The sequence below is a fragment of the Nocardioides lijunqiniae genome (genome assembly GCF_015024225.1).
Classification (GTDB): domain Bacteria; phylum Actinomycetota; class Actinomycetes; order Propionibacteriales; family Nocardioidaceae; genus Nocardioides; species Nocardioides lijunqiniae.
The window spans coordinates 109560-125770 of sequence record NZ_JACJGM010000006.1; the positions used below are offsets into that span (position 1 = coordinate 109560).

At 73.5% G+C, this 16211-nt stretch carries 9 protein-coding genes; 3 read left to right on the plus strand and 6 right to left on the minus strand.

Annotated elements, in window-relative coordinates; translation table 11 throughout:
- On the plus strand, nucleotides 1-1047 hold the full coding sequence (locus IRQ30_RS05290) for an FAD-dependent oxidoreductase (protein ID WP_193611952.1): 1047 nt from the start codon (nucleotides 1-3) through the stop codon (nucleotides 1045-1047).
- Here the strand turns inward: IRQ30_RS05290 and IRQ30_RS05295 are convergent.
- Both IRQ30_RS05295 and IRQ30_RS24100 read right to left on the minus strand, forming a co-directional pair.
- The gene (locus IRQ30_RS05295) at nucleotides 1037-4183 is read right to left on the minus strand and encodes an ATP-dependent helicase (protein WP_193612026.1); all 3147 of its coding nucleotides are present in this window, start codon (nucleotides 4181-4183) and stop codon (nucleotides 1037-1039) included. The genes IRQ30_RS05290 and IRQ30_RS05295 overlap by 11 nt on opposite strands.
- Nucleotides 4184-4236: 53 nt before the next feature.
- The gene (locus IRQ30_RS24100; protein ID WP_193611953.1) at nucleotides 4237-7485 is read right to left on the minus strand and encodes a UvrD-helicase domain-containing protein; all 3249 of its coding nucleotides are present in this window, start codon (nucleotides 7483-7485) and stop codon (nucleotides 4237-4239) included.
- Between the two features lie 175 nt (nucleotides 7486-7660).
- Here IRQ30_RS24100 and IRQ30_RS05305 point away from each other — a divergent pair, with 175 nt between their 5' ends.
- Together IRQ30_RS05305 and IRQ30_RS05310 are read left to right on the plus strand one after the other, a co-directional pair.
- Nucleotides 7661-9343: a hypothetical protein gene (locus IRQ30_RS05305; RefSeq protein WP_193611954.1), complete on the plus strand. Its 1683-nt coding sequence runs from the start codon at nucleotides 7661-7663 to the stop codon at nucleotides 9341-9343.
- Nucleotides 9344-9443: 100 nt separating this feature from the next.
- On the plus strand, nucleotides 9444-10022 hold the full coding sequence (locus tag IRQ30_RS05310) for a TetR/AcrR family transcriptional regulator (protein WP_193611955.1): 579 nt from the start codon (nucleotides 9444-9446) through the stop codon (nucleotides 10020-10022).
- Nucleotides 10023-10040: 18 nt separating this feature from the next.
- Here IRQ30_RS05310 and bar read toward each other — a convergent pair whose 3' ends face one another.
- From bar to IRQ30_RS05330, 4 genes are all read right to left on the minus strand, one after another.
- Entirely contained in the window at nucleotides 10041-11138 is a 1098-nt protein-coding gene (gene bar, locus IRQ30_RS05315; RefSeq protein WP_193607382.1) for a barbiturase, read from the minus strand.
- A 20-nt stretch (nucleotides 11139-11158) separates the two neighbouring features.
- Nucleotides 11159-12091 (minus strand): carbamate kinase, encoded by a 933-nt coding sequence (locus IRQ30_RS05320; protein WP_193611956.1) that lies wholly within the window; start codon nucleotides 12089-12091, stop codon nucleotides 11159-11161.
- 92 nt (nucleotides 12092-12183) lie between these two features.
- Nucleotides 12184-15258 carry a M14 family zinc carboxypeptidase gene (locus tag IRQ30_RS05325; protein WP_338089576.1) on the minus strand — a complete coding sequence of 1025 codons (3075 nt, stop codon included), beginning with the start codon at nucleotides 15256-15258 and terminating at the stop codon, nucleotides 12184-12186.
- Nucleotides 15259-15562: 304 nt separating this feature from the next.
- Nucleotides 15563-16132 carry a TetR/AcrR family transcriptional regulator gene (locus IRQ30_RS05330; RefSeq protein ID WP_193611958.1) on the minus strand — a complete coding sequence of 190 codons (570 nt, stop codon included), beginning with the start codon at nucleotides 16130-16132 and terminating at the stop codon, nucleotides 15563-15565.
- Between the last annotated feature and the right edge of the window lie 79 nt (nucleotides 16133-16211).

Sequence of the window (16211 nt, forward strand, 5' to 3'; positions counted from 1 at the left end):
ATGGACATCCTCGACGCGGTCGTGATCGGCGCCGGCCAGGCCGGGCTGTCCTCGGCCTACCACCTCGGCCGTCGGGGGCTCTCCTACCTGGTCCTCGACGCCGACCAGGGGCCCGGCGGAGCCTGGCAGCACCGCTGGGACTCCCTCACCATGCACGACGTCCACGGCATCGCGGCGCTGCCCGACTCGCAGGCCCCGGCCCTGTCCGAGCGGCGCGCCAGCGAGGCGCTGCCGGCGTACTTCGCGGGCTACGAGCGCGAGCACGCCATCCCCGTGGAGCGTCCGGTGCGCGTGGAGCGGGTCACCGACGAGGAGGGACTGCTGGTCACGCGCGCGGGCGAGCGCACCTGGACCAGCCGGACGCTGGTCAACGCGACCGGGACGTGGAGCCATCCCTTCGTGCCGCGCTACCCCGGCATGGCGACCTTCGCCGGCGAGCAGCTGCACACCGCGGACTATCCCGGCCCCGAGCACTTCCGCGGCCGGCGCACCGTCGTCGTGGGCGGCGGCGCGTCGGCCGTCCAGCTGCTCGGGGAGGTGGCGCTGGTGACCGACACCGTGTGGGTGACGCGCCGTCCCCCGGTGTGGCGCACCGACGACTTCACCCCCGACGCCGGACGCGCCGCGGTCGCGCTGGTCGAGGAGCGGGTGCGCCGCGGTCTGCCGCCGGCCAGCGTCGTGAGCGTGACCGGGCTGGCCCTGCGCGAGCAGGAGCGCGCCGCCGAGGCGCGCGGGGCCTACGCACGGCGCCCGATGTTCTCGTCGGTCGAGCCGGGAGGCGTCCGCTTCCCGGACGGGTCCTTCGAGCGCGCCGACGTCATCCTGTGGGCGACCGGGTTCCGCCCGGCGGTGACGCACCTGGGACCGCTGCGGCTGCGCAGCCCGCAGGGCGGCATCCAGCTCGACGGCACCACCGCCGTCGCCGACCCCCGGGTGCAGCTGGTGGGCTACGGCCCGTCGGCCAGCACGATCGGGGCCAACCGCGCCGGACGGGCCGCCGCGCGCGGCGTCGCCCGCTGGCTGGACACCGCTCGGGCTAGCGCCTGAGCAGCTGCTCGAGCGCGTCGCGTCCCGGCAGGTCGGGCGGCTCGACCAACCGGTCGCTGCGGACGTAGTAGAAGCCCGCCCGGACCCGCTCGGGCGCCACGCCGTGCAGCTCGGCCCAGGCCAGGCGGTAGACGGCGAGCTGGAGCGGGTCGGCGTCGTGGGAGCGGCCGGTCTTCCAGTCGACGACGAGGTAGCCGCCGTCCGGCTCGTCGTAGACGGCGTCGATGCGGCCCCGCACGACCTGGCCGTCCAGGACCAGCGCGAACGCCGGCTCCACGACGTGGGGCACCCGGTCGGCGAAGCTGCCCTTCTCGAAGAGCTCCACGAGCTCCTGCAGCTCGGCGTCGTCGGCGACGTCGGCGTCGCCGCGCCCCGAGAGCTCGTCGGGGTCGAGCAGCGACTGCTGGCCGAACCGCGCCTCGACCCAGGCGTGGAAGCGGGTGCCGAAGCGGGCCGCCGGCGACGGCTGGCGCGGCATCGGCCGCGCGAGCTCGCGGGCGAACGTGTCGGCGTCGTCGCGCAGCCGCGCGAGCGCGGTGGCCGACAGGCTCGAGGGCATCGGGACGGCCACGTCGGCCGCGCGGTCCTGGCGCGCCTCGACGAGCAGCCGGTCGATCTCGGCGTCCCAGTCGGCCACCTGCGCGGCCTGGACCATGTCGAGGCCCTCGTCGTCGGCGTCGGGGTAGGCCGCCCGCACCCGCTCCGCGGCGTCGAGCCGTAGCCGCGCCTCCACCCCCCGCTCGGTGGGCGGCCAGGGGCGGGCCGGGTCGACGGCGTCGTAGGGGTTGGGGTCGCCCTTGACCGGCTTGTCGCGCCAGCCCTCGACCGGCTCGCCCCACTGCTCGAGCTGCTCGCGCACCACCCGCTGGTAGTCGGAGGGCCCGAACGGCGTCGCCCGGGTGCCCCAGCAGTAGGACGTGACCGAGAGCAGGTGGGCCGCGCGGGTGAAGGCGACGTAGCCGAGGCGCAGCTCCTCCTCGGCGTCGTGCTCGCGGGTCGCCGCGCGGTAGGCGTCGAGCGCGGCCTTGTCGGAGCCCGCCAGCTGCGGCAGGTCGGCGGCGTCGCCGCGCAGGGGCGCCGGGAGCACCGACGGCGAGGACGTCCACAGGGTGCGCGAGCGGTTGGACGGGAAGCGCGTCTCGCAGACCCCGACCAGGAACACCGAGTCCCACTCGAGGCCCTTGGCGCGGTGGACCGTCAGCAGCTTGACCGAGTCGGCCTCGCTGGGCGTGGCGATGTCCAGGCCGTTGCCCTGGTCGTCCTCGGCGGTGAGGTAGGCGAGGAGCGCGGGCAGGGTGACGTCGCCGTCGACGGCCTGGAAGTCGGCGACCGCCTTGACGAAGAGGTCGAGGTTGTCGCGGCGGGCGGAGGCGGCGGGGCTCACCGCGGAGGCCAGCTCGACGTCGACGCCGGTGGTCTCCATGATGCGGCGGACGACGTCGAGCAGCGGCTCGCCGACGTGGGTTCGCAGCTGGCGCAGCTCGCCGGCGAGGAGGCCGAAGCGCTCCCGCGCCTCCGGGGAGTACGGCGCGTCGCCCGGGTCGGCCAGCGCGTCGTCGAGCGCCGGGATCTCGGCGGGGTCGATGCCGTCGGCGATCTCGACCAGCTGCTCGCCGATGGACGGGGACTCCGCACGGCTCAGGTGGCGCCCCGCCAGCTCCTGGGCGCGCCGGCTCAGCAGGCGCAGGTCGCGGGGGCCGATCGCCCACCGCGGGCCGGTGAGCAGCGTGAGCATGGCGGCGTTGGAGGTGACGTCGTGCAGCAGGTGCAGGGTGGCGACCACCTCGGCCACCTCGGGCAGGCGCAGCAGACCGGACAGGCCCACGATCTCGACCGGCACGGAGGCGCGGGTCAGCGCATCGAAGACGTCCTCGGCGTGCGCGTTGTCGCGGGTGAGCACCCCGATGTCGGACCAGGCGCCCGTGTGGGCCAGCTGCACCGCCGCCACCAGGTGGTCGAGCTCGTCGGCGTGGGTCTCGAAGACGGCGGTCGTCACCGTGCCGCGCTCGGCGTCGGGCTTGGCGAGCAGCGGCTGCACCTGGTCGTAGGCGTCGTAGAGGGGCGCCGCGAGCCGGTTGGCGACCTCGAGGATGCGCTCGTCGGAGCGGCGGCTCACCGTCAGGTGGTACGTCGGGCAGGTCCCGGTGGCCGCCGGGAAGGTCTGGTCGAAGCCGAGGATGTTGGACACCGAGGCCCCCCGCCAGCCGTAGATCGCCTGGTTGGGGTCGCCCACCGCCATGACGGCGTGACCCAGCCCGGAGGAGGTGTCGGGTCCGGAGAAGAGCCGCGAGAGCATGGTGGCCTGGGCAACCGAGGTGTCCTGGTACTCGTCGAGCAGCACGACCTTGAACTTCGCGCGCTCGGCGGCCCCGACCTCCGGCTGGTCCTCGGCCAGCCGGGCTCCGAGCTCGATCTGGTCGGAGAAGTCCATCAGCCCGAGGTCGCGCTTGAGGCGGCGGTAGCCGGCGACGAGCTGCAGCAGCTCCGCGCGCCGGTCGATCGCCGAGATGGCCTTCTCGCAGGCCTCGCGGTGGCCCTTGCGGTCCCTTCCCGTCCGCTCCTCCACGATCGCCCGCTCGAAGCCGCGGCGCGCCTCAGCGTCGACCGCCGTCACGTCCGCGGCGCTGCGCAGGTGCTCGCTCATCGCGCCGTCGAGGGCGAGGAGGTTCTGGATGGCGGTGGCCGGGTGGTCGGTGAGGTGGTGGACCTCGCCGGTGAACCGGTCGACCACCCGGGCGCCGAGCTGGTAGCGGGCGGCGTCGGTCACCACCCGGGTGTCGGGCTCGTGGCCGATGCGCAGGCCGTGCTCGGTGAGCAGGTTGGCGGCGTAGGCGTTGTAGGTGAGGACCGTGGGCTCGATCGGCTCCTCGTCGCCCTCGCGGACCGTCGCGTCCAGGGCGCCCGCCGCCACCAGCGCCTCGCGGACCTTGCGCCGCAGCTCGCTGGCGGCCTTCGTCGTGAACGTGAGCCCGAGGACCTCCTCGGGGCGGACCTGCCCGGTGACGACGAGGTAGACGACGCGCGCGGCCATCAACGTGGTCTTGCCGGAGCCGGCGCCGGCGATCACGACCGCCGGGCTCAGCGGCGCGGAGATGGCCTCCCACTGCTGGTCGCTGGGGGCGTAGGGGGTGCCCATGACGCGCTGGAGGTCCTGCGGCGTCTCGATGCGGACGGCCTGGGGGGTGGTGGTCACTGGTCGGTCACCGACCCGGCGCTCTTGATGGGGCAGATCGGGACGAACGAGCAGTCGCGGCACTGGGCGCCGGCGACGGCGGGGAAGCGCTCGGTGCGCAGGAGGTCGGCAGCGCGGACGAGGTCGGCGCGCAGGGCACCGCGGTAGGGGCCGTCGTCGGCCTGGGGGTCCTGGGTCTGCACGGCCGCAGCCGTGGAGTCGTCGAGGATGCCGAGCTGCACCAGCTCCGCCCCCCCGGCCCGGACCTCCGTGCCCTCGGGCAGCAGGCCGTCGACGGCCCCGCGGTCCACGGCGTACTGGTAGAGGCCGAGCTGGCGGTGCTGCTCGACCGACTTGTCGCTGGGCTTGCTGCGCCCGGTCTTGAGGTCGACCACCACCACGGAGCCGTCGGAGTCGAGCTCGACCCGGTCGGCGTAGCCGGTGAGCTGGACCTCGACGGGCTCCTCGTCCTCGGCGCCGAGGGTGACCACCGCACTGAACTGCTGCTCGGTCGCCAGCAGCGTGCGGGTGTTGGCGTGGTGCCACTGCAGGAAGCGCGCCAGCGCCGCCCGCACCCGCTCGTGCTCGCGGGCCTTCGACCACGGCGTGCGGAACTCCAGGCGCTCCCACACGTCGTCGACGTGGGTCATCAGCAGGTCAGCGTCGTCGGGGCCGGCGTCGATCTCCCCCGAGGCGACCCGCTCGGCCAAGGCGTGCAGGAGCTGGCCGAGGTTGGCCGACTGGTGGGCCCGGGCCACGCCGCCGGCCTCGCGTTCCAGGAACCACTGCGTGGGGCAGACCATGAGCGAGTCGAGCACGCTGGCCGAGACCGGCACCGGCAGGTCGGGGTCGCGGACCGGCTGGGGCGAGCGCGACGCGGCGCGGGTGCCCCACCAGGACGCGGGGTCGGCCTGCGGCGCCAGCTGCCGGGCACCGGCGGTCTCGCCTGCCAACCGTGCCAGGCGACGGGCGGCGGCGTCGCGCAGCGGCTCGGGCGTCTCGGGGTCGGCGAGGGTGCGGCGCAGCTCGCCGACGAGCCCGCCCATCGAGAGCGGACGCGCCGGCCGGCCGACGACGTGGGCGACGTCGCCGACCCCCAGCTCCTCGAGGAAGCGCGACGGCTGCTCGCCGTCGTCCTCGGGCGAGCGAACCGCCGTGACGACCAGGCGCTCCCGGGCGCGGGTGCAGGCGACGTAGAACAGCCGCCGCTCCTCGAGCAGCAGCTCGCGGGCGGTGACCGGGGGCACCAGCCCGTCGGTGCCGATGCGGTCGGCCTGGAGCAGGGTCGTGCGTCGCCGCAGGTCGGGCCAGGCGTCCTGCTGGACGTGGGCGACCACGACCAGGCGCCACTCGAGGCCCTTGGCGCGGTGGGCGGTGAGCAGCCGGACGGCGGCGCCCCGGGCGCCCCGCTCGGCGAGCGTGTCGGCGGGGATCTGCTGGGCCGTCAGCGTGGCGAGGAGGTCGGCGACGCCCAGGTGGACCCGCTGCTCCTCGGCGCGCGCCACGACCTCGAAGAGCGCGCAGATCGAGTCGAGGTCGCGGTGGGCACGCCGGGCGGCGCCCCCGCCGACCTCGACCGAGCGGCGCAACCGCTGGGGCCAGGAGGTGCCGGCCCACAGGTGCCACAGGACCTCCTCGGCGGACGCGCCCTCGTCGAGCGCGACGCGCGCACCGGCCAGCAGGTCGACGAGCGCGCGGGCGCGCGTGATCTCGGGGCCCGAGAGGCCCTCGAGGCACGACGGGTCGACGACCGCCAGCCGCACGAGCTCGCGCGAGGGAGGCGGCGACGTGCCGTCCGCGTGGGCGCGCTCCTTGGCGCGCACCCGCAGCGCCCGCGCCAGGCGGCGTACGTCGCCGGAGTCGAGGCCGCCGAGCGGGCTCAGGAGCAGCGCCTCGGCGCGCGACGGGTGGAGGAAGTCGACGTGGTCGGGGTCCTCGTTGTCGAGGTTGACCACGGCCTTCATGGCCTCGATCAGCGGCAGGACCGCCGGGTCGCGCACGAGCGGGACCTCGTCGCTCGCGACCTCGACCGGGACGCCGGCGGCGCCGAGCGCGCGGCGCAGCGGTGGGATCGAGGTCCGCCCCGAGCGCACCAGGACGGCCATGTCGTCCCAGGCGATGCCGTCCTCGAGGTGGGCGCGGCGCAGCAGGTCGGCGAGGTGCTCGGCCTCGGCGCGATCGGTGTCGAAGGTGCGGACCACGACCTTGCCGTTGCCGAGGCCGGGGGGGTCGGCGAGCGGCTCGAGGAACGCCAGCTTCGCGGAGTCGGGGATCGAGCCGGGCAGCGCCAGCCGCGACGCGACCCGTTGGGAGGCGAGCAGCAGGTGCGGTCCGAAGCGGCGCGTGGTGCGCAGCGCGACGACCTCCGCGGGTCGGCCGTCGGTGCGGGGGAAGTCGGCCGGGAAGTCGAGGATGCCGCGCACCTCGGCGCCCCGGAAGCCGTAGATGGACTGGTGGGGGTCGCCCACCACCGTGAGGTCGCGGCCGTCGCCGGCGAGCTGGCGCAGCAGCGCGACCTGCCCGGGATCGGTGTCCTGGTACTCGTCGACGAAGACGTGCCGGTAGGCGGCGCGCAGCTCGTCGCGGTGCTCGGCCGCCTCGATCGTGGCCCGCCGGATCAGGTCGGCGTAGTCGGTGGCCCCGACGTAGTCGAGGTTGGTGAGGTACTGCTCGAGGAACAGCCCGGCGGCCATCAGCTCCGGCAGGTCGTGCTCCTCCCCCAGCGCCCGCAGCTCCGCACCGTCCTTGCCCTTCTCGCGGGCCCGGGACAGCACGGCGTTGACCTCGCGCGCGAAGCCGCGGGTGCCCAGCGCCCGCTGCAACGACTCCGGCCAGTCGACGGACTCGGGGTGGTCGCTGAGCAGCTCGCGGAGCACGACGTCCTGCTCCGGCGCCGAGAGCAGGCGCAGCGGGGCGGCGTAGATCTCGGCCGGGGCGTAGCGGCGCACGAGACCGTAGGCGAAGGAGTGGAACGTCGCGCACAGGCTCGTCGCCATCGTGCGCCCGAGGCGGGCGGTGACCCGGTCGCGCAGCTGCTCGGCCGCCTTGCGGGAGAAGGTCAGCGCCAGCACCTCGTCGGGGCGGGCGCCGTCCTCGACGCGGCGCACGATCGCCTCGACCAGGGTCGTGGTCTTGCCCGTGCCCGGTCCGGCGAGGACCAGCAGCGGTCCGCCGGGATGGTCGACGACGCGCTGCTGCTGCTCGTCGAGCTGCGGCACGTCGACACGGACCTCCGGCCGGACGAGGTGGTAGGTCGGCGCGCTCACGGCTCCACCTAACCACCGGGCACCGACAGGTCCGCGACGGCCCACAGCGGCGCCCGGGACCACTGGTCTGGACCACTGCCGGCAACCCCCTTGCCACCTCGCGTTCCGTTACGTTACGTTACGGCACGTAATCAGCTGCGGCTCGACGACGAGCCCCCGACCATCGGAAGACATCATGCGAACCTCTCCCCTCCGCACCACCACCTCGGGCGCCGCCGTCGTCGCCCTCGGTCTCTCCGCCCTCGCGGTCGGCGTCGGCGCCACCGCACCGGCCTCGGCCCACGGCGGCTCGACGGCCGCCCTCATCAAGTCGTTCACCTCGATGGACGCCGAGTTCGGCATCGCCGTCCTCGGCAAGCGGGTGGTCTTCGCGGCCACTGCCGAGACGGGCGGCGACGAGCCGTGGATCACCGACGGCACCGCGGCCGGCACCAAGATGATCAAGGACATCGTCCCTGGCGCCGGGAGCAGCAACCCCCGCGACTTCACCACGGTCGGCTCCAAGGTCTACTTCAAGGCCGAGACCGCCGCGACCGGCGAGGAGCTCTGGGTGACCGACGGCACCGCCGGCGGCACCCACCTGGTCGAGAACATCGGGCCCAACGCCTTCTCGTCCGAGCCCAGCTCGCTCACGGCGGTCGGCAACCGGCTGGTCTTCGTCGCCGACGACAACGTGCACGGTCGCGAGCTGTGGAGCAGCGGGGGCACCGCCGCCACGACGCAGATCCTCGACAACCTCCGTCTCGGCAACCAGTCCTCGTCCCCCCACGACATCACCCTCACCTCGTCCGGTGTCGCGTTCTTCGCGGCGTTCGGCGACAACGTCGCCGCCGAGCTCTACCGCACGGACGGCACCCCGGCGGGCACCACGCTGGTCAAGGACATCGACCCCGGCGGGGTCGGCAGCAACCCGCAGGGGATCACGCCCCTCGCGGCTGGCTCCGTGGTCTTCAGCGCCGAGAACGGCCTCAGCGGTCGCGAGCTGTGGCGCAGCAACGGCACCGCGGCCGGCACGGTCCTGGTCAAGGACGTCACCCCGGGCGCCAGCGACAGCTCGCTGGCGAAGTTCTCCAAGGTCGGCGCCAAGGTGTTCTACTCCTCGAGCTCACCGGGCCAGGACCCCGAGCTCTTCGCGACCGACGGCACCACCGCCGGCACGGGTCTCGTGAAGGACATCGTCCCCGGCAACCAGGGGAGCATCATCGAGTCGATCACCGACATCGCCGGAACGGCGTACTTCACGGCCCAGACAGCGGCCCAGGGCCGCGAGCTCTGGACCTCCAACGGCACGGCGGCCGGCACGCGACTGGTCCGCGACATCAGCCCCGGACCGTCGAGCGGCATCCTCGGACCGCTCGTGGCAAACGGCCGGTTCCTCGCCTTCGGCGCGACCACGCCGGCGACGGGGCGCGAGCCCTGGGTGAGCAACGGGCTCTCGACCGGGACGGCACTCGTGAGGGACACGCTGCCCGGCAACACCGAGATCCAGGCCGTGACCTCCTTCGGCTCCAAGGTGCTCTACCAGGGCACCGTCGAGGGCAAGCCCACGCTGTTCGGCGTGGACGTGCAGCGCTACTTCGACGTCAGGTCGGCCAAGCCCCGCACCAAGGTCGTCAAGGGCGGCAAGGCCCGCGTCGGCAAGCGGCTCAAGGTCGTCACCGGCACCTGGGAGAAGGGCGCCAAGCTGACCGTCCGCTGGCTGCGCGCCGGCAAGCCGATCCCCGGCGCCACCAAGCGCACCTACAAGCTGACCCGCAAGGACCGGGGCAAGCGCGTCAGCGTGCGGGTCACCGGCACCATGGCCGGGCACAACGCGGTGACGGCGACGTCGGTGCCGCGCAAGGTCAAGCGGTCCTGACCCACGAGGTCTGAGATCATCCACCACATGCACCTGTTGCGGTCGGCGCCCCCGGGCCCGGCCGCAACAGGCGCGTCCGGACCCGGACGAAGGAGTGCCCATGGCCCGACCCCGTGACCCCCAGATCGAGGAGCGCATCCTCGGCGCCGCCCAGACCCTCATCGCCGAGACCGGCTACGACGGCCTCACGATGGAGGCGATCGCCGAGCGCGCCGGCGTCGGCAAGCCCACGGTCTACCGCCGCTACGCCAACCGCGACGAGGTGGTCTTCGCGCTCAACGTCGCCGGCTCGGCCCCGGTGGAGCAGGTCGATACCGGCAGCCTGCGCGGCGACATCCGAGCCGTCGTGCGCGCCGTCGTGCCCACCATTGACTCCCCCGCGGCCCGCGCGACGCTGGGCCAGCAGATCGGCAAGGCCATCGCCGAGGACCGCGCCAACCAGGCGTTCCTCGAGACCACGGGCGGCTCCAGCGACGTCTACATGGTGCCGATCTGGGAGCGCGGCCTGGCACGCGGCGAGATCGACCCCGCGCTCGACTACGTCACCGCGCGCACGGCGCTCGGCACCGCCGTGATCTTCTCCCTCGCGCTCTACCGGCTGGACCCCGGCTGCGTCGACCAGATCGCCGACATGTGGGTCGCCGGCGTTCGTCCGGGCGCCACCGACCCGCGGAGCTGACCCGCGGGGCCGACCCGCTCAGTCGCCGAGGTCGACGATGGCGGCCACGGGGCCGCCGCCGTCGGGGCCCTGGTGGGCCGCCGACACGGAGACGAACACGGCGGGGTCGCCCGTGACCGCCGCGGTGACGCCGCCGACGGCCGCCTTGATCTGGCGGTGCCAGTGCACGTCGGAGTCGTCGAGCATCGCGTTGCGGCGTCCGCGCACCTGCCCGTCCTGCGACACCTCGCACTTGAGGAAGACGTTGACCAGGCGGCCGTCGAGGTCCTCCGTGCGCGGGCGCTCGGGCAGGTCGAGGCCGGCGGAGCGGATCGCCTCCCAGATGCCGTCCTGGTCGAGCGCGTCCTTCATCACCGAGTGGCCCACGCGGTAGCGCCCGCCCACGCCGGTCGCGTTGCCGACGACGACCACCTGGGCCTGGTCGAGCTCGACGCCCGAGGAGCAGGAGGCGACCGCCGAGAAGAGCTCGCGGTTGTGCATCACGTCGGCGTCGGTGGGCATCTCGATCTCGCCGAGGGCGACGGCGATGCCGAGCGCGGTGCAGCCGTTGGACAGGTCCATCGACTCGTGGGTGTGCTCGGTCCAGACCGTCTTGCCGCGCGACTTGGCGTCGCGGATGGTGTGGACGGTCAGGAGCGGGGTCTTGGTCTGCACGTAGTGCACGTCGGCGACGTCGGTGATCCCGGCCTTCTCCATCGCCACCCGGACGGCGTCGGCGACCTTCTCGACCATGGCTACACGGCCGATGTCCTCGGGCAGCAGCACCTCGCTCATCGCGAAGCCGACGGTCAGCCGGGGCTCCTCGCTGGGCTCCGCGTCGGTGGTGGCGAAGATCGTCGCGTGCGGGCTGATGACGCCGTCGGTGCCGCCGGACCACACGATCGGGACCTGCTTGACCTGGTCGGCCGGGGCGCCCTTCTCGACCAGGACCTCGCGGAACGCGCGGTCGCTGATGATGCGGGTGTAGTCGTTGACGCCGCCGTTGCCCTCGGTCTTGCCGATGATCGCGATCACGCGGTCGGCCGCCATGACCCCGTCGTCTATCAGCTTCGCGAGCTCGCTCGCGTCCGCGACGGAGTGGATCGGGACCTTGCGTACTTCGATGGCGTCGGGCATGGGGAGTGTCCTTTCGAGACCTACGCGGGCGTGACGACCGTGCCGGCTCCACCGTCCACGGCCTGGGTGATGTTGTCCAGGCTGGTGATCACACCACGACGACCCGTCCGCTCGACGAACCGGCACACCGCGTCGACCTTGGGACCCATCGAGCCGCTCGCGAAGTGACCGTCGGCGGCGTGGCGGCGCAGCGCGGCGACGCTCACCTCCCCCAGCTCCTCGGCGTCCGGCTCGCCGTAGCGCAGCACGGCGTGCGGCACGTCCGTCGCCACGACGAGGACGTCGGCGGCGACGGTCTCGGCGAGCAGCGCGGCGCCGAGGTCCTTGTCGATCACGGCCTCCACCCCGCGCAGACGCCCGTGCTCGCGCACCACCGGGATCCCGCCGCCGCCGTTGGCCACGACCACGAAGCCGGCCTCGATCAGCGCGAGCGCCGCCGGCGCGTCCAGGATCTCGCGCGGCTCCGGGGAGGCCACGACGCGGCGCCAGCCCTTGTGGCCCCGGTCCTCCCACACCTCGCCGTGCCCCTGGAGGAGCGCCGCCTCGTCGGCGGGCAGGTAGCGGCCGATCGGCTTGGTCGGGCTGGCGAAGCCCGGGTCGTCGCCGTCGACGAGCGTGCGCGTGACCACCGTCGCCGTCGAGCGCTCGACACCGCGCGCCGCGAGGGCCGCCTCGAGGGCGTTCATCAGGACGAACCCGAGCGTCGCCTGGGTCTGCGCGCCGCACCAGTCCAGCGGCACGGGCGGCACGACGGCGGCGGCCAGCTCGTTCTTGACCAGCAGGTTGCCCACCTGCGGCCCGTTGCCGTGGGTGACGACCACCTCGACGTCGTGGGCGAGCAGGCCGGCGACCGCCGACATCGCGACCTCGGCGGCGGCGATCTGGTCCTCGGGACGCGCGCGGCCCTCGGCGTTCGTCATGGCGTTGCCGCCCAGCGCGAGCAGGACCCTCATGGGCCGACCCTAGGCGGTGGGAGCCCCGGACGCGCCGAAGCCGGCACCAGCGGATGCTGGTGCCGGCTCCGGCCGTGGTGCGTCGGGCGTCGTCAGCGGACGATGACGACGACCTTGGTGCTGCGGCTGGGCGCCACGCGGCCGCTGCCGGCGAAGACCGCCGTCAGCACGTGCCGGCCCTTGCCCAGGCGGAGGACGACGGCCTTGCGGCCACCGCTCACCGTGACCGTGCGGACGGTGCGGCCCTTGTCCTTGATCTGGACCGTTCCCCGGCCGTTCATGCCGGGGATCGTCAGGGAGACGGTCGCCCGGACCACACGGGCCTGGACCTTCTTGACCGTCAGCCTCGTCGTCGAGGTGGCCTTCGCCACCACGACGTCGACGCTCTCGCTGCTGGCGGACTCGAACCCGCCGCCGGCCGGCGTGTAGACGGCCGTGAAGCTGGACCGGCCGGGCTCGAGGCCCTTGACGACCAGCGTCGCGGCACCCTCGACCAGCGTGGCGGAGGCGACGGTCCTGCCGGCCCGGTCGCGCAGCGCGACGGTGCCGTTGGGCGTGCCCTCGTCGGAGGTCACGGTGACCCCGAACCTGGCGGCCTGCGGGTACCTGATCGACGAGTCCGTCGTCAGCGCCACGGTGGTGCTCGACGGCGCCTGGACGCCGTCACCCGTCGGACCGGCCCAGAAGATCGCCCGGGCGGCCTGGCTCATGCCGCCCTTGACGTGGGTGCGGTAGAAGACCGACGTGCCGAACACGACGGCGCGGGCACCCGAGGCGGCCTCGCCGGCGATGACGGACGGCTGACCCGCGGCGTTGCCCGGGCCGTTCGTGCCGGCACCGCTGGGACGCCAGTGACCGGCGAGCAGCGGGTCGGTGCCGTAGGTCTGCAGGACCCGCGTGCCCTCACCCGGGGTGAACCAGGTGGCCGGGTAGATGAACGAGCTCTCCTGGGCGTACGGCGCGAGCACCGAGTCGGCCGGGGTGTCGACGTCCACGATGCCGTTGCCCGAGCCGTTGCCGGCGACCGCGGTGCCGGAGACCAGCCCGAAGGACGACGCGGCGGTGAAGGCGTTGCCGGAGCGGCCGACGATCGACCCGCCGGCGTCCACCCAGCTCTGGACCGCGAGGCGGCCGGGCGAGCCGGCGGCCGGGTTGAACGCGCTGCCCACCCACAGGAGGTCGACGCCCTCGAGGCCCGTGGGGGTCCCGTTGGTGGCGGCGGTGTTGATCGCGGCCGCCGTGATGGGCTTGATGTCGTCGAACCCGAGCTCGATGAGGGACAGGCGGTCGTCCTGGGTGCCGACGTAGGCGATCGTCAGGTCGGTCAGACCCTTAGTCCCCTCGTCGTCCAGGGCGGCGACGTCCTCGGCCGAGGCGGCCTCGAAGGCGATGTCGAACTCGTCGGCGGCCAGCACGGCCGCGTCGAAGTCCTCGGGACCGACGACGGCGGAGCCGTCCTCGAGCATGGAGACCTCGACCCCGTCCTCGAGCAGGGCGTTGAGGCCGCGGAAGTCGCGCACCCCGGCCAGGTCGAAGGTGAGGTAGCCGGCCTCGTCGGGAGCGTCGCCCACGGGGGCGGCGTCGTCGACGGGCGTCGTCGCGGGCAGGGGGCCGTCGCTGGTCAGGCCGACCTTGTCGACGGTCGCGCCCCACAGGTAGGAGTAGCTCCACGCCGAGATGTCGTACATCGACGGCACCTTGGGGGAGATGTCCTCGCCGAGGTCGAGCAGCGCGTTGGCCAGGCCACGCAGCGGCTGGTGCATGTCCACGACGTAGGAGCCGGCCGGGTAGGTCGTACCACCGATCGCGGCAGGAGCGTCGAGCACGCCCACCTCGATGTCGTTGAACAGGAGCTTGTCCACCAGCGCGGAGGCGTCGCTCGCCGAGCGCTGGCTGTCGCCGGCGGGGATCACGTAGGCGCGCGGCAGCGTGACCGGCTCCTGGTTGTCCACGACGTCCCACAGGGGCTTCCACTCCTGGGGGCCCGGCACGTTCGCGATGTTCTCGGTCGTGAGGGCGGTCTTGGCGGCCCCGGCCTCGCCGCGGCGGAACACCTCGATCTGGTTCTCGAGCATGCCGCGCGCGTTGGCGGCCACGTTCATGTACTCGACCATGCTCTTGACGGTCTCGAGCCCGACCGCGGTGTTGACCACGGCTCGTGCCGGCGTCTGCCGACCACCCGCGGCGCCCCGCGTCAGCGGGAGCTCCACGGTGGAGGTCGCGGCGCCGTAGAACGCGGCGTACTGCGCGGTGAAGATCGGCGGGAAGTCGTCCCAGCCGTCGGGGGTGTCGCGGTAGGGGATCTTGATGTGCGCGGTCTCGGGCCCGGTGTTGGCGGGCACGACGGCCCCGGTCGTGGTGTTGAAGTAGGTGTTGTTCGGGATGTTGGCGGCGACGACCTCCTGCTCGACCTTGAGGGCCATCGCGTAGTTGTGCGGCAGGTAGACGTCGTACTCGTAGTTGGAGCCGTGCGGCGGACCGGTGGGCTCGACCTGCAGCACGCTGGTGTAGCCGTGGAGGTCGGCGCTGTAGATCGGCTGGATCGCCTGCGCCTGACGCACGAACGACGTCGACTCGGGCGTCGTGTTCGTGATCATGTCGCGGTTGGGGTCCAGGCCGAGGGCCGTGGCGCGCGTGGCGTTGGTGCGGCCGTCGGGGTTGAGCGACAGCGAGAAGTAGAGGCGGTTGTTGCGCAGGATGCTGCCGACCTCGGCGTCGGAGGCGGTGACGAGCCAGTCGATGTACTGCATGACCGCGTCGGTGCCCTCCCACTCGTTGCCGTGGATGTTGGCGCTGACCCAGACCGGGGTCTTGTACTGCGAGAGCAGCTGGGCGTCGGCCTTGGCCGCGACCGGGTCGCTCTTGATCTTGTCCCGCCAGGCGGCCTGCTGGGCGGTGTCCTCCGGGCGCTCGGGAGCGGTGACGGTGACGAGGTACAGGTCGCGACCCTCGGTCGACTGGCCGATCACCTGCGTCGAGATGCGGTCACTGGCCGCCATCCACTGCTTCAGCTTCGGCGCGAGGTCGGGGTGGCCCAGGAGGGCCGCCGTCTTCGCCGCGTCGTCGGCGTTGTCGCGGTAGAGGCGCAGCTCCGGCTGGTAGGGGTAGGACGACGGCATCTCGATCGGGTCGGCGACCGCGGGCGCGGCCGCGGCGGCCTTCGCCACGCGTGCCTGCTCGAGGGGGTCGACCGTGGCGGCCGTGCCCGGCCCGCGACCCTCCGAGGTGCTCTTGGCCGCAGGGGTGGTCGGTTCCGCCGAGGCGGGCGGGACCAGCAAGACCGAGCCGACGACAGCGAGGCCGCTCAGGCTTGCGAGGAGGCGTGTTTTTCTCACCGATGCTCATTTCCTCAAGGGATGTGGCTTGTCAGACTGTCTGACAACTCCCCCGGGCGCCAGGGGTAACGCATACCTTTCTCGGCATGTGGCGCGTCGAGCGCGTAACGCTCCGTTACGGCTGCGTTAACCCGGGTCAGGCAGCGGCGAGCAGGTCCTGCACCAGGCCGACCGCCGTCGTGGCGCTCTGCTGCGGGTCGCCGTAGGGGGCGCTGGCGTAGAGGCCCTCGAGCACCAGCCAGATGCGCTCGGCGAGCACGTCGGGCTCGGACGTGCCGAGGTCGGCCACCAGCGTGTCGACGCGCTCGCGCAGGCCCTGCACCTCCGCCTCGGCGAGGCGCGCCGGGGCGTGGTCGTCCTCGCGGACCTCGCGCAGGTAGCTGCGGAAGGGGCAGCCGCGGTAGCCGGGATCGGCCACCCAGTCGGCGACCTGGCGGGTCAGCGCCACCAGCGCGGCGGACGGCACCCGGTCGAGCCCGGCCAGCGCGCCGTCCATCGTCGCGTCCAGCCGCGTCGCCATCTGCTGGAGGTAGGCGAGGACGAGCGCCTCCTTGCTCGGGAAGTGGCGGTAGAGCGCGTTCTTTCCGCAGCCGGCGTCCGCCACGATCTCGGCCAGGCCCACCGCACGCACGCCGCGCTCGTAGAACAACGCGGTGGCGGTCCCGACGATCCGGTCGCGCAGGGCGGGGTCGGCGGGGCGGGGCATGCCACCCACCTTACGGACCGCTCGGTCCGACTTCGCGGATCCGGGAATGGACCCGCGTCCGCGACCGCTGCACCCCGGT

Coding starts and splice junctions, on each gene's coding strand:
- IRQ30_RS05290 (WP_193611952.1), top strand. CDS start 1: ATGGACATCCTCGACGCGGTCGTGATCGGCGCCGGCCAGGCCGGGCTG.
- IRQ30_RS05295 (WP_193612026.1), bottom strand. CDS start 4,183: ATGGGCACCCCCTACGCCCCCAGCGACCAGCAGTGGGAGGCCATCTCC.
- IRQ30_RS05305 (WP_193611954.1), top strand. CDS start 7,661: ATGCGAACCTCTCCCCTCCGCACCACCACCTCGGGCGCCGCCGTCGTC.
- IRQ30_RS05310 (WP_193611955.1), top strand. CDS start 9,444: ATGGCCCGACCCCGTGACCCCCAGATCGAGGAGCGCATCCTCGGCGCC.
- bar (WP_193607382.1), bottom strand. CDS start 11,138: ATGCCCGACGCCATCGAAGTACGCAAGGTCCCGATCCACTCCGTCGCG.
- IRQ30_RS05320 (WP_193611956.1), bottom strand. CDS start 12,091: ATGAGGGTCCTGCTCGCGCTGGGCGGCAACGCCATGACGAACGCCGAG.
- IRQ30_RS05330 (WP_193611958.1), bottom strand. CDS start 16,132: ATGCCCCGCCCCGCCGACCCCGCCCTGCGCGACCGGATCGTCGGGACC.